The 13,211-nt window shown below is 30.3% G+C and carries 17 protein-coding genes; 1 reads left to right on the forward strand and 16 read right to left on the reverse strand.

Annotation, left to right across the window (positions count from 1 at the left end; all coding sequences use genetic code 11):
* The first annotated feature begins 234 nt into the window (after window positions 1-234).
* On the forward strand, window positions 235-1,635 hold the full coding sequence (locus Tmeso_RS11200) for a glycosyl hydrolase family 18 protein (RefSeq protein ID WP_099191210.1): 1,401 nt from the start codon (window positions 235-237) through the stop codon (window positions 1,633-1,635).
* Here Tmeso_RS11200 and Tmeso_RS11205 read toward each other — a convergent pair.
* From Tmeso_RS11205 to Tmeso_RS11275, 16 genes are all read right to left on the reverse strand, one after another.
* Window positions 1,610-2,203, reverse strand: a complete 594-nt coding sequence (locus Tmeso_RS11205; protein ID WP_099191212.1) for a GNAT family N-acetyltransferase — start codon at window positions 2,201-2,203, stop codon at window positions 1,610-1,612. The genes Tmeso_RS11200 and Tmeso_RS11205 overlap by 26 nt on opposite strands.
* Before the next feature lie 71 nt (window positions 2,204-2,274).
* A complete protein-coding gene (locus Tmeso_RS11210; RefSeq protein WP_456300381.1) occupies window positions 2,275-2,598 on the reverse strand; it encodes a YbjQ family protein in 324 nt (107 codons plus the stop codon).
* Window positions 2,599-2,716: 118 nt separating this feature from the next.
* A complete protein-coding gene (locus tag Tmeso_RS11215; protein WP_099191214.1) occupies window positions 2,717-4,087 on the reverse strand; it encodes a hypothetical protein in 1,371 nt (456 codons plus the stop codon).
* Window positions 4,088-4,188: 101 nt separating this feature from the next.
* Window positions 4,189-4,599: a DUF6762 family protein gene (locus Tmeso_RS11220; RefSeq protein ID WP_099191216.1), complete on the reverse strand. Its 411-nt coding sequence runs from the start codon at window positions 4,597-4,599 to the stop codon at window positions 4,189-4,191.
* 15 nt (window positions 4,600-4,614) lie between these two features.
* Window positions 4,615-4,857, reverse strand: a complete 243-nt coding sequence (locus tag Tmeso_RS11225; RefSeq protein ID WP_187296329.1) for a DUF1292 domain-containing protein — start codon at window positions 4,855-4,857, stop codon at window positions 4,615-4,617.
* A 72-nt stretch (window positions 4,858-4,929) separates the two neighbouring features.
* Window positions 4,930-5,601, reverse strand: a complete 672-nt coding sequence (locus Tmeso_RS11230) for a TVP38/TMEM64 family protein (protein WP_242967916.1) — start codon at window positions 5,599-5,601, stop codon at window positions 4,930-4,932.
* Window positions 5,602-5,689: 88 nt separating this feature from the next.
* Window positions 5,690-5,812 carry a hypothetical protein gene (locus tag Tmeso_RS16970; RefSeq protein WP_278281454.1) on the reverse strand — a complete coding sequence of 41 codons (123 nt, stop codon included), beginning with the start codon at window positions 5,810-5,812 and terminating at the stop codon, window positions 5,690-5,692.
* A gap of 3 nt (window positions 5,813-5,815) precedes the next feature.
* On the reverse strand, window positions 5,816-6,631 hold the full coding sequence (locus Tmeso_RS11235; protein ID WP_099191222.1) for a sulfurtransferase: 816 nt from the start codon (window positions 6,629-6,631) through the stop codon (window positions 5,816-5,818).
* Window positions 6,632-7,330 carry a TVP38/TMEM64 family protein gene (locus Tmeso_RS11240; protein WP_330400347.1) on the reverse strand — a complete coding sequence of 233 codons (699 nt, stop codon included), beginning with the start codon at window positions 7,328-7,330 and terminating at the stop codon, window positions 6,632-6,634. It lies immediately after the preceding gene.
* A 164-nt stretch (window positions 7,331-7,494) separates the two neighbouring features.
* On the reverse strand, window positions 7,495-7,725 hold the full coding sequence (locus Tmeso_RS11245) for a thioredoxin family protein (protein WP_099191224.1): 231 nt from the start codon (window positions 7,723-7,725) through the stop codon (window positions 7,495-7,497).
* 32 nt (window positions 7,726-7,757) lie between these two features.
* Window positions 7,758-8,750, reverse strand: a complete 993-nt coding sequence (locus Tmeso_RS11250; RefSeq protein ID WP_207653853.1) for a permease — start codon at window positions 8,748-8,750, stop codon at window positions 7,758-7,760.
* 1 nt (window position 8,751) lies between these two features.
* A complete protein-coding gene (locus Tmeso_RS11255; protein WP_099191226.1) occupies window positions 8,752-9,063 on the reverse strand; it encodes an ArsR/SmtB family transcription factor in 312 nt (103 codons plus the stop codon).
* Between the two features lie 109 nt (window positions 9,064-9,172).
* Entirely contained in the window at window positions 9,173-9,910 is a 738-nt protein-coding gene (locus tag Tmeso_RS11260; RefSeq protein WP_099191228.1) for a nucleoside phosphorylase, read from the reverse strand.
* Window positions 9,907-11,232: a dihydrolipoyl dehydrogenase family protein gene (locus Tmeso_RS11265; RefSeq protein ID WP_099191230.1), complete on the reverse strand. Its 1,326-nt coding sequence runs from the start codon at window positions 11,230-11,232 to the stop codon at window positions 9,907-9,909. The genes Tmeso_RS11260 and Tmeso_RS11265 overlap by 4 nt, the downstream gene beginning before the upstream one ends.
* Window positions 11,233-11,234: 2 nt before the next feature.
* The gene (locus Tmeso_RS11270; RefSeq protein WP_099191232.1) at window positions 11,235-12,140 is read right to left on the reverse strand and encodes an ABC transporter permease; all 906 of its coding nucleotides are present in this window, start codon (window positions 12,138-12,140) and stop codon (window positions 11,235-11,237) included.
* Window positions 12,140-13,201: an ABC transporter permease gene (locus tag Tmeso_RS11275; protein ID WP_099191234.1), complete on the reverse strand. Its 1,062-nt coding sequence runs from the start codon at window positions 13,199-13,201 to the stop codon at window positions 12,140-12,142. Before Tmeso_RS11275 ends, Tmeso_RS11270 begins: the two co-directional genes overlap by 1 nt.
* Window positions 13,202-13,211 lie beyond the last annotated feature (10 nt).

A 13,211-nucleotide genomic window follows, 5' to 3' on the forward strand; every position in this document is an offset into this window, starting at 1 on the left:
CTGAAACATTTATACATACCTCCTTGTATTTTTTTGTGTAGGAACTTAATTATAACAAGGTTTTGTATAAATGTTTTTTTATTTTATTCAAATGGAAATTTATTGAAGTATTTTTGCACTATTATAGTACTTAGCTTTCAATATAATATTTTGTAATTTTATTGTAATATTTACTTTTACTGTATATGATATAATTTTTATTGTATTTAAACTAAATTCGGAGGTGAACATAATATGAATATTTTCAAAAAATTTTCTTGCACAATAATATCTTTAATCTGTATATTAAACTTATCTCTTCACCCAAATTACATATTTGCTCAAGAAAAAGATGATTTTAAGGTAGTTGCATACTGTTCAGATTTATTCAAAGATCCAGTTGAAACAAATATACAATACGATAAAGTAACTCACATAATATACGCTTTTTTAATTCCAAAAGAAGATGGTTCTTTTGTTCCAGTAAAAAAACCTGATGAACTTAAAAAACTAGTAAAAAAAGGTCACGAGAACAATGTGAAAGTATTGATAGCTGTTGGTGGATGGTTTGATGAAGCTTACGGTCCATTAGATAATAGATTTGAAAAAATAGCTTCATCAGATGAATTAAGATCAAATTTCATAGATAATCTAGATAAGTTTGTAGAAGAATATAACTTAGATGGTGTTGAAATAGATTGGGAATACCCTGATCTTGGGCAATCTTCTTTAAACTATGAAAAATTAGTTTTAGAACTTAGTTCTAAATTAAAAGGAAAAAACAAATACCTAACAGCAGCGCTTAATGGAGCATGGTCTAAAGAAGAAGGACCTGAAGTATCTAAAGCAGTAACTTCAAAATGTTTAGAAAGCTTTGATTGGATAAGTATAATGGCTTATGATATGAATAACGAACAGCATAGTCCATTTTGGTTTGCAGACACATCGATAGAATACTGGTTAAACAGAGGTGTTCCTCAAAGAAAAATAGTAATAGGTATTCCTTTTTATGCACATCCTACTGATTCCACATGGAAAGTCTATAGAGATTTAGTAAAGGAAGATCAAGAAAATGCATATAGAGATACAGCTGTAATAGATGGTATAAATTATTATTATAATGGAATAAACACAGTTAAAGAGAAAACAAGACTAGCCCTTAATAAAGCATCTGGGGTTATGTTGTTTGATGTAAACGAAGATACCTTAGATGAACTAAGTCTCGTAAAAAATATTGATAATGTTATAAATGAAACATCAAATCTTAATACTGATGAAAGAAACAGCAAAATATACTTTGTAATTGATAATCACGAATTGATATTTGATGAATCTGACAATCTAGGTATTCCATTTATAGATGAAAATAATAGAACTCTAGTCCCTGTAAGAAAAGCACTAGAAACAATAAATGTCGATGTATCCTACAACAGTTCAGATCGCATAGTACATGCAACTAAAGGTAATCACGATTTGAAAATTCCAATAGATAAAGACTACATCTACTTAAATGGACAAAAAGTTCAAATGGATACAAAAGCTACAATAAAGGACGGTAGAACTTATATACCTTTAAGATATGTATTTGAAAGTTTTAATTATAAAATTACTTGGCACGAATCTAGTAAAACTATAATAGTGACTCCTCAATCTTAGTAAATATTTCAGCTACATGAGTTATATCTGAATGGATAGTATTATGTGCTGATTTAATAACACTTAAGGCCTTAGTTATTTGTATTATCTGTTTTCCAAAAGGCAGATAGTATAAATGCATATTAAGGCCTGACTCTTTTGTAGGAAGTATATAGTTAATATTGAGCTTTGTACACCCTAAATTTTCATAAAATTTTATTCTTCTATAGGTATTTATATCTTTATCATTTTCCTTTTCAACTTCTATCATACAACCATCTAAATTTTTGTACTTTTCTTTTAATATCTCAATCATCTTCGTGCCATATCCCTTTGAATGATATTCCTCTAATACAGCCAAGTAATCAAGCCACATTAAATTAGTTTCAATATCTATATAAACTATAATATAACCGATTAAATTATTCTCATCATAACATAGTAACAGCTTGTAATTTTCATTTTTAAACAAGATATCAAACTGTTCTTTATCCTTTAGTTCACTTTTTTCAAACTGAGAGTATAAATCATTGTATACATACTTTAAATCTTTGTTTAAATAATTTTCTTCTAAATTTAATTTTCCCATAAAAAAACCCCCTTACATAGTTATTGTACCACTTAATGCCAACTCTATGTAAGGGGATTAAAATTTAATTTTTACTCAAATGTAACTGCTGTTCCAGATACAGTAACCATCATCATGCTTCCTGCTTGACCTAATACTTCATAGTCTACATCTACCCCAACTATAGCATCTGCTCCCATTTGGCTTGCTCTATTTTTCATTTCAGCCAATGCACCTTCTCTAGCCTTCACAAGCTCATTTTCATAAGATTGAGATCTTCCTCCAAATATATCTCTAACTCCAGCCATAAAATCTTTGACTATATTAACGCCTGTTATTACCTCTCCAAATACAATTCCTTTATATTCTTTGATTTTTTTTCCCTCTACTGTATTAGTTGTACTTACTATTATCATAAAATCCTCTCCTCGATATTATATTTAAACTTCTATACTATTATATTTTTTACGTTATTGTTTAATTATATAATACCTTAAAATTCTTAAAATAACCTTAAAGTTATATTAAATTATTTCAAACTATAACTATAGCTACAATTGTAGTTACAAGTATACCGATAATTACAGGCATAAAATTTCTTCTGGCAAGTTCAACAGGTGAAACTCCACATATAGCGGCAGCTGGTATTAATCCCCACGGAACCACAGTTCCTCCGCCTACCCAAATAGCAGTAATTTGTCCTAGTGCTGCTAAAGAAGATGCTTTAACACCTGCAGCCTGTGAAAATACCTTGGCTAAAGAGCCCGCTAAAGATATTCCGGAAAATCCCGATCCATCAAGTCCCGTTATAGCTCCAACACTACTTTCTATAGAACATACAATAACCTTATTCATAGGTACAGAATTAGATAAAGCAATACCTATATCAGATAATATTCCTTGAGATGAAACGGGTAAAAAGTTTGAACCTATTGCATCTGTAAATGCATCCATTTGACCCAAATAAAAAAAAGCTGCTATTGGGATAATTGGTGCAAATATATCTATTCCAAACCCAAATCCACCTTGAATATATTCTGTTATTTTTTCTAATGCTTTGTCTTTGTAATTTATAACTGTAACAATTATAAGTAATAATACAGCCGTTCCTCCAACTAATGCAGTAGCCTCTCCTCCCTTTAAATCAAATAAAAACATACATATAACATCTAATATAAATCCTATAGCAACTACAACTGCGGATATTTTAGTTTCTTTTTTATAAACTTCTCCTTCGTATATCTGTATATTTTTTTGAATCTCTATTTTTCCTTTCTTAATATCTCTATTTAGCATAAAATATGCTATTGAAATTGAAACTATAGCCATAGTCCAATACAAGATCATCCCATCTTTTATAATGTCAGAAACTCCGACCCCTGCTGCTGATGCTGTTATAGTAGGAGCACCCTGTATTACAAAATCGGTTGATAGCGCAAATCCATGACCAAATAAATTTATCGCCATGGCAACACCTATTGCAGGAAGACCAGCTTCTAATGCAATCGGTAAAAATATTGCTCCAACTAAAGCCGTAGCTGGAGAAGGCCAAAAGAACCATGATAAAATCAACATAACAATTCCCGTTGAAAAAAACGCACTAGTTCTATTTTTTATTACTTTAATAAATGGATTTATCATAAGATGGGTTGCCTTTATTTCTTCTAACACCTTAGAAAGCGATACTATTATGGATATTATAAGTATTATCCCTAACAGCTCTTTTGTAGCTACTACGAATGATTTAAATATAGTTCCTACAGAAAATACAATATCATTACTAGAGTATACAGCTATACAAAATACCCCTAATATACATGGTATAAGTGTATCTCTTTTTAATGACATTGTGAGTAATACAATTAATATAAACAGCATATAAATATAATGAACACCTGTTAACATTTTTAAGACCTCCTTTCCTTTAATTTATATAATATGCATATATAATTAGTTCTGTGTTTATTTAATATACAGACAAAAAAAACTGTCCAAGTGGACAGTTTTTATTTATACTCTTCTTCTTTATCTTTTATTTCAGCATACACATCATCTAATTCTTTTTTATGCTTATCAAGTATCGCTTCTATTTTAGATTGCATTCCATCTTGAGAATCTACAAATTCAAAAGTTACTTCCCAAGTTGGATTATATGCATCTTCTATTTCTTTTACAGATAACACTAGCTGATTTAAAACTTCATCATCGTAGTAATCTAGTATTGCAGAAAATTCCCAATTTTCAACGTCTTTTTCAGTAGTTAATTTAAGATGAACTATATTTTTTTCATCTTCAGATGTCATATAAATGCCATCTATTAAATCTAAATTATCACTTATAGTATAGCTTCCTATTTCTTTTTCTATTTCTAGTGTTTCTTTATTTTTTTGCATAAGTATTAAAGCAAAAGATTCCATTTTCTCACCTCTTTATTATTCTTCATCAAAGTAAGAATTGTATTCTTCTAAAACTCTTTCAAACTCATCATCATCATTTACTGCAACGTATTGTTCTACTCCATCTTCTTCAACTATTTTGTAGACATACGCGTCTCCATCTTCTTCTTCTCTAGCAAGAAGCACATATTTTTCTTCTTCTATATTTATCTTCTCAACGATTTCAAACTCTACCTTATTTCCATCTTCATCTGAAAATGCTACTATTTCTTTTGACATTTTATAATCTCCTCTCATATATCAATATTTTGATTATATCTTTAAGAATTAAAATTGTAAATATATTTCACATTATATCAAATCATATTTTTTCTTTAATAATTTAGGAATCAAAGATAAAATAGTAATTAGTATAGCACATATTCCAAGGCAAACAAAAATTTTATCCATATTTTTATAAGAATTGATAGATCCTCCTACTAATGTAAATGCTATTATTCCAGGTATAGTTAATATCCAAGAAGCTAAAATGTATGATTTAAATTTAATATTTGTTATTCCGTAAGCATAGCTTTGTAGCATATATGGAAATCCAGGAACTAATCTCGTTATAATCAATATTCTCCATCCATGATTTTTTACTAGATTATCTATTTTACTAAGTGATTTGTTAGTTTTAACTTTATTTTGAACGATATCCTTGGCAATGTATCTAGCTATTAAAAAAGCAGATGCATCACTTATAAGAGCAGCTATACAGGTATATACAGACCCATTAATAGGTCCAAATGCCATACCAGCAATTATAGCCATTGGTGGTGCTGGTATGAAAGCCACACATCCTATAACAAAGAATATAATATATATTATTGGTCCTAACACCCCTAATTTATGTATGTAATTTTTTATTTTATGTGCGTTTTCTATGCTTACATATTCAAATACACCTAAAATTTTCATACTAATAATTATAGTCAGTATTACAATTCCTATTATTATTCTTTTTTTTGAACCTATGCTCACTTTATTCAAATCAAATCATCCCCCTATAACAACATTAAAGGATTGCTCTATAATCAGAACAACCCTTTTTATCTGTAAATAAATTATACTATTTTTCCATAGGCATATCTAAATCTCCGCCCCACTCATATATTGAAGCTTCGTAATTTCTAACTTTATCAAAGCCAACGGCTCTGAGGATCATAGATGTATATCCAGATCTTATACCCATAGTTCAGTATACTGAGAAGTCATCTTCAGGAGTTACTCCCATATCTGCCATGATAGTCTTAATTTCATCTGGAGATTTAGGCGTTCCATCTTCATTTAAGATATCTGTCCATAGCATATGCTTGGCTCCTTTTATATGGCCTCCTCTTGGTTCTCCTACTTTTTGAGATCCTTTATATTCTGCTTCTGTTCTAACATCTATTACTACTTGTTTTCCTAAATTTTCATATATATATTCCTTTGTTGCGCCGTAACTTTCATCGTAATCTTTAAGTACTACATCTGAGTTTGGAATTGGATTTGACACTTCATTAGTTGTATCATAACCTACTTCCTTCCAATAAGAAAGTCCTCCAACTAGCAGTTTTACATTATCAAGACCAGCTTGTTTCAATTGCCAAACAGCTCTTCCATCAGCTCCCGGTCCTTTAAATACATCAGAGTAAAATACTACTGTTTTATTATTATCTATTCCTAATGATTCAAGTCTTGATTTTAGATCTTCTTTTTTTATAAGAGTTCCCCAACCTTCATCACCTGGTTTTCCTGTTTTATCTGAAAATGCATGAAGTCCTATGCTTATAGCTCCAGGAATATGCTGTTTTTGATAAATATCAGGCTTATTACAATCAAGAAGTACTAATTCTTCACTGCCTAATAAATTTTTTAATTCATTTGCTGTAATTAAGTAATCATTATTTTCATAAACTGAAGAATCAAATTCTTCTTTTTTTACTGTTGAATTACCTTTAGAACATCCAGCTAAAATAACTATTAGTAGAATGCTCATTAATAAAAGAGTTATTCTTTTCGATTTCAATTATAATTTCCCTCCTTGTCTTTTTTTGTCATCCCAAACTTTCTTAATAAGTGCAACTAATATACTTAGTGAAAATAAGCATAATAATCCAAATACAAAAGTCTTTGCAGTCCCCGTAAGCATACCACCAATATATGAGTAAATAATTGTAGCAGGAAGTTGTCCAAGCCCTGTAGCTATAAAGAAAGACCAGAAACTCATAGATGTAAGCCCTGCTGCATAACTTACAATATCAAATGATATAAAAGGAAGTAATCTTGCAATCAGAATCGCATATTTACCATACTTTTCAAAAAATTCATCCACACTTTTTAATGCAGTTTTAGATGTAAGTTTTTCTACTACGTTTCTTCCTAAAAATCTAGCTATATAAAAGCATAGTGCTGCTCCTGCCATGGCACTAGACCAAGAAAGAATAGCACCTTTAACCCATCCAAACAAACCAGCATTAGCAAATGTAATAATAAATGCAGGAAGCGGAGCTGCAATCGATTGCAAAATCATAAGTAAAAAAGATACAATAGGTGCCCATATTCCAAATGACAAGATATATTCTCTAGCCATATCGACATTTACATTACTTAAAATAAATACCGCCTGATTTATATTTATTTTAACTGAAGGTATGAACAAATAAATGCATATAATGGCCAATACAACTGATATTTTAATTTTATTATTTTTTATAAATTCTATCACACTTGATCCTCCTATAAAATAATTTTATATTAAAAATATATCATTATATGTCCATTTTTGTCTAATTGATAAATTTTATATTTCAAGTACCTATTATAGATTATTTCTATGCAGAAAAATAACCTAAATTTCATTTGTACGAAATCTAGGTTATTTAATAAAATCTATACAAGCACTTTCTTTATTTCATCAGCCTTAACAACTCTTCCTGATATCTTAACTTTCTCATCTACAACAAGAGCTGGTGTCTTCATAACTCCATACTTAGCTATTTCAACAAAGTCTGTTACCTTCTCAATGCTTGCCTCAATTCCTAACTCTTCAAGAGCCTGCTTAGTATTTTCATATAATACATCACAGTTTTTACATCCTCCACCTAATATCTTAATATGCATATTAACTCCTCCTTTATAATTGTTTCAATTAATTATATAAGTAAATGCGCTATAGCATTAAACATATATCCTACCAATATTATACTAACCCCTGTTATAACTACAAATACCGCTATAAGCTTAGGCTTTATAACCTTTCTAAGAAGTATCATCTCAGGAAGTGATAAAGCAGTTGTAGCCATCATAAACGCTAGTGCAGTACCAATGCCTACACCTTTCATTATTAATGCCTCAGCTATAGGTATAGTGCCTAGTGCGTTAGAATAAAGAGGGATTGCAACAATAACTGCTACAATTACAGCTAACGGATTGTTCGGTCCTGCATACTTACTAAGTATAGTTTCAGGTGCCCATCCATGTATTAAAGCTCCTATACCTATTCCTATGATTAAGTATATCCATACTCTTTTTATTATATCTTTAACATTTTGAATAGCAAAATCTATTCTTTGCTTTTTATCTAATTCTTCTATCTCAGAGTCTCCCATTTTTATTTGATACACGTATTCTTCTACTTGATCTTCTAAATGAAGGCTTCCTATTAATATACCTCCAACTACTCCAACTACAACTCCCGTTATAACGTATACAACCGCTATTTTCCATCCAAATGAAGCTAAAAGTATCGCAAAAGCTGCCTCATTAACTATTGGAGATGTTATTAAAAATGAAAATGTAACACCTATAGGTATTCCAGCTTCAACAAATCCTATAAATAAAGGAACTGATGAACAAGAACAAAATGGAGTTACAATACCTAAAAGTGAAGCCATTATATTACCCGATATACCTCCGAACCTCTCTAATATCTTCTTTGTCTTTTCAGGCGAAAAATAACTTCTTATATAAGATATTATAAATATCATAATTCCAAGAAGTATTACTATCTTTATAGTATCATATATAAAGAAATGAACACTGCCTCCTAACCTAGTTTCCATAGAAATACCAAATACATTCTCAACTAGAAGTCTTACTAAGTTATTAAGCCAAGTAAATTGAAGCATGTTATTGATGAAATTCATATTATTTTCCCCCTAACTCTTGATTTAGATCTTTTACATTATTACTTATAATCTTTTCTACAATGCCTATTACATCAAGTATTTCTTTATTTCTAACCCTATAATGCATCCAAAGCCCTTTCTTTTCACTCTCTAAAATTCCTGCATCCTTTAATATTTTAAGATGCTGAGATAAGTTAGATTGAGTAAATTCTACATCTTTATTAAGTTCGCATACGCAAAGTTTTTGATTCCCTAATTTCTTTATTATCTTAAGTCTTATAGGATGAGCCATGGCTTTTAATATCCTAACTTGCATACTCTCTAAATCCATAAAATCACCTCTTATCCAAATTAAGTATATAAGCATTTTCTAATATACTTATATACTATGCAATTATATATATTTTGTCAATATTTAATCAAAAAAAGATTTAGCTTGATTAAGCTAAATCTTTTTTATGTATTTCATATAAAGCCTCAAGAGCCAATATAATCTCTCTCTCCTCGCCTCTTTGAGCCAAATCCTGTTCGTTTACATATTCATTAACTCCATCCTTAACATCATTATTGTAAAGAACAACATTATTAAGTATAGAACCAACTTTAACACCTCTTAAAGATCCTATTGCATAAAGTGTTGCTGTTTCCATATCAGATCCTAATACATTCTTCTTATTCCAATACTGCATAAGTTTCATTTCATTGTCTATATAAAAAGAATCGTGACTTCTAGTTATTCCTACATGATGATTGTATTTAAGCTCTTCTGCTTTTTTCTTTAAAGCCTCTAATATTTCATAGTTTGCTACCGCGGGATAGCTTTTATCTATATACATACTAGATGCTCCATCTTCTCTAACAGATGCCATTGATATTATAAGATCACCTATTTTTATATTTTCTTGAGTAGCCCCTGCACTTCCTATTCTAACAAAGTACTCAGCTCCACAGCTTATAAGTTCTTCCATAGCAATACACGCTGATGCTCCACCTATACCAGTTGAAGTTACAGTTATATCCATTCCTTTATATTTACCAATTGCACTTTTAAATTCTCTATTATTCGCTATAACCTTTGCATCATCTAAAAAAGTCATAACCTTATCCACTCTTTTTGGATCTCCAGGTAATAGTACCATTTTACTTACCTTTTCACACTGTATATGCGGTTGAATCATTTTTTCACCCCTCTTACTGCTAACTCTATAAAACTTTCTGAAAGTGTAGGATTTATGAATAAACTTCTTTTTATATCGTCTATACTTATATTTTTATCAATCCAAATTCCTACATTTCCAATCAAAGAACTTGCATCAATACTGTTTATCCAAACACCTTTGATTTTATTATCCTTTGTTATGATTTTTATAAATCCATCATTATTACTATCAAATCCTCTAAAAGTTTCATTAAAATATACCTTATCTACATTACAATCACTTAATTGATTTTCTTGGACTCCAGCTCCAGCTAGTTCATTTATGGTAAATATACATCTAGGTAATGATTCATAATCAAAACTTATATTCTTACCATCGTATATATAGTCAGCTAATAATATTCCTTGTTGTATAGCTATATGAGCCATTCCATGAAGTCCATTTATATCTCCTATTGCATATATATTATCTACACTAGTTCTTAGATTGTTATCTACTTTAATGTATCCACCTTCAGTAATAACTCCTACTTCACAAGTTCCATCTGGTGTATTAGGTTTTCTTAATCCTGTTACAAGTACTTTAGAAGTTTCTAGTTTTTTTCCACTTTTAAGATTTATATATGCCATTTTTTCGTCTTTTTCTATACTTACTACTTCTTCATCTAACATGAAGTTTACATTATTAGATACAAGTCTTTCTTTTATATTATTTATTAAATCAAAATCATTTCCACTCAATATTTCAGATTCTCTTTCTATAACAGTTACCTTAATACCAAGTTCGCTAAATAAAGATGCAAATTCTATACCTTCTACATTTCCACCTATTATAGCGACCTCATCACAAAGGTCTTTCATATTAAGTATTCCTTTGTGACTCATGATTATATCTTCATCTATTTCACATGATCCTTTAAGACTGCAAGCGCTAGTTCCAGAAGCTATTATTATATTATCAGTATTTAGTATATATTCATTTACCTTAACTGTATTCTTACTTTCTACAATTGCATATCCTCTATAAATATCTATATATTCACTATCCAATTTATCAAGTATAAAACCTTCTATATTATCCATAGAGCTTTTACAAGCCTTATATAATAACTCTTTATCACTATTAATATTTATAAGTCCCTGCTTTTGTAATATTTCAACCTTTTTCATATCCTTTATCTTATCCATGAATCTTTTAACAGGAAGGCATCCTGTTGCAAAAGCAGTTCCTCCTAATTCATCCTTTTCTATTATAGCTACTCTCTTTCCTTTACTTGCACAACTTAATGAAAAGTATATTCCAGCAGCTCCCGAACCTATAACAACTGCATCATATCTCATATTTAATCAGCCTTTCCCTTAACTAATTTCTTTTGTGCAACTCCAAATAATACTATTACAGTAGCTAAATACGGTATCATCTGTGTAAATTGAGATGGTATTCCAAGAGATTGAACTCTTATACCTAAAGCATCAAAGAATCCGAATAATAAAGATGCTCCATATACATTTATAGGATTTGAATTTCCAAATATTATAGCGGCAAGGGCTATAAAACCTTTACCCGCACTCATATTCTCAGTAAATAAAGTTAAGTATCCAAGTGATAAATGAGCTCCTGCTAATCCACAGAACATTCCACAAAGTATAGAAGATACATACTTTACTTTTTTAGGATTTATACCAGCTGTTTCTAACGCTTCCTCATGTTCTCCAACCCCTCTTATCCAATAACCATAAGGAGTTTTATAAAGAAGTATATATACAAGTGCAACCAATATCCAACTAACGTAAACTAATATAGAGTGATTATTAAATATCTTATCTAAGAAATTTATTTTATCTAAAAAAGGAATGTATACATCTGGAAGAGGTACTATATCTGGTGATGAAAAGGCTCCTTTAACTCCAAATATACTTCTTAATAAGAATACGGTAAGACCACCAGCAAATATATTTATAGCAATACCTATTATAAACTCATCAGACTTTAACTCTATTACGAAAAATCCGAATAAAGCACCGATTAATATTCCAGATATTACAGCAAGTACTACTCCCATTAACGATGATGAAAAGAAGTAACTTCCTAGAACTCCAAAGAAAGCACCTAATAAAATCATACCTTCCATTCCTATATTCAGTATTCCAGCATGCATTGTAAGAAGACCTCCAAGTGCTGCTAATATAAGAGGTGTGGCTGTTCTTATAGTATTTTGAAAAAGTGCTAAGTCAAATATGTCCTTCATTATTTCACCAACTTTCCATTATTCATACTTCTTCTTTTTATAATTTGTTTAAATCCATTTTCTCCTGCTATAAACAGTATGATAACAGACTGAATAACCAGTATAAGCTCCGATGGTACTCCTGTTGTAAGCTCCATAGCATTAGATCCTGTCTTTAATACAGCAAAGAATATTGACATTATAACTATACCCACTGGATTGTTCTTAACTATTAAAGATACAAGCATCCCATCAAATGCTAATCCCTTTGATATATTCTGTAAGAATCTATAATGAGTTCCATATACCTCAAAAGCTCCTGCAATACCGCATAAAGCTCCTGATAAAACCATAGCCAAAATCATGTATTTTTTATTGTTAAGCCCAGAATATTTAGAGAACACACTGTTTTCTCCAACTATTTTAAAGTTATATCCGTATGAAGTCTTTTTTACCATGTAGTAAACCAAAATTGCTATTATCATAGTATAAAATATACTTGTGTTAAGCTTACTCATAGCTACAAGCTTTGGAAATTTATAAGACTGGGCTATCATATCTGTTCCACCCATTTTTCCTTGTTGAGCTTGGAATGGATAGTTAACTAAATAATTAGTAAAAAGCATAGCTATACTGTTAAACATTATCGTAGTTATAACTTCGTCTATCTTATATTTAACCTTAAGAAGTGCAGGTACATAAGCATAAAATCCTCCAGCTAGTGCCGACGCTATAATAGCTGCAATTACAGCAACGATAACTGGTAGATTAGTAAATGTAAAACCTACATAAGCTGCTGCAAATGCCCCCAGGTATAGCTGTCCTTCTCCACCTATATTGAATATTCCACTTCTAAACGATATTGCAGTAGCTAGTCCTGTAAGTATTAATGGAACAGTCTTTGCAATTGTGCTGGCCATGGCATACTTTGATCCTAAAGCCCCTTGTAGTAAAGCAAAATATCCCATCGCTGGATTTTTCCCATTTAAAAGCATTATGAATGCCCCAAGCAATAAAGCCAAAGTTATTGCAAGTAAAAGAGAACCTATATATTCAAAATCAAACTTCTTTCTCCCTTTCATAGTTAACACC

This window comes from Tepidibacter mesophilus (genome assembly GCF_002724055.1).
Taxonomy (GTDB): Bacteria; Bacillota; Clostridia; order Peptostreptococcales; family Peptostreptococcaceae; genus Tepidibacter_A; species Tepidibacter_A mesophilus.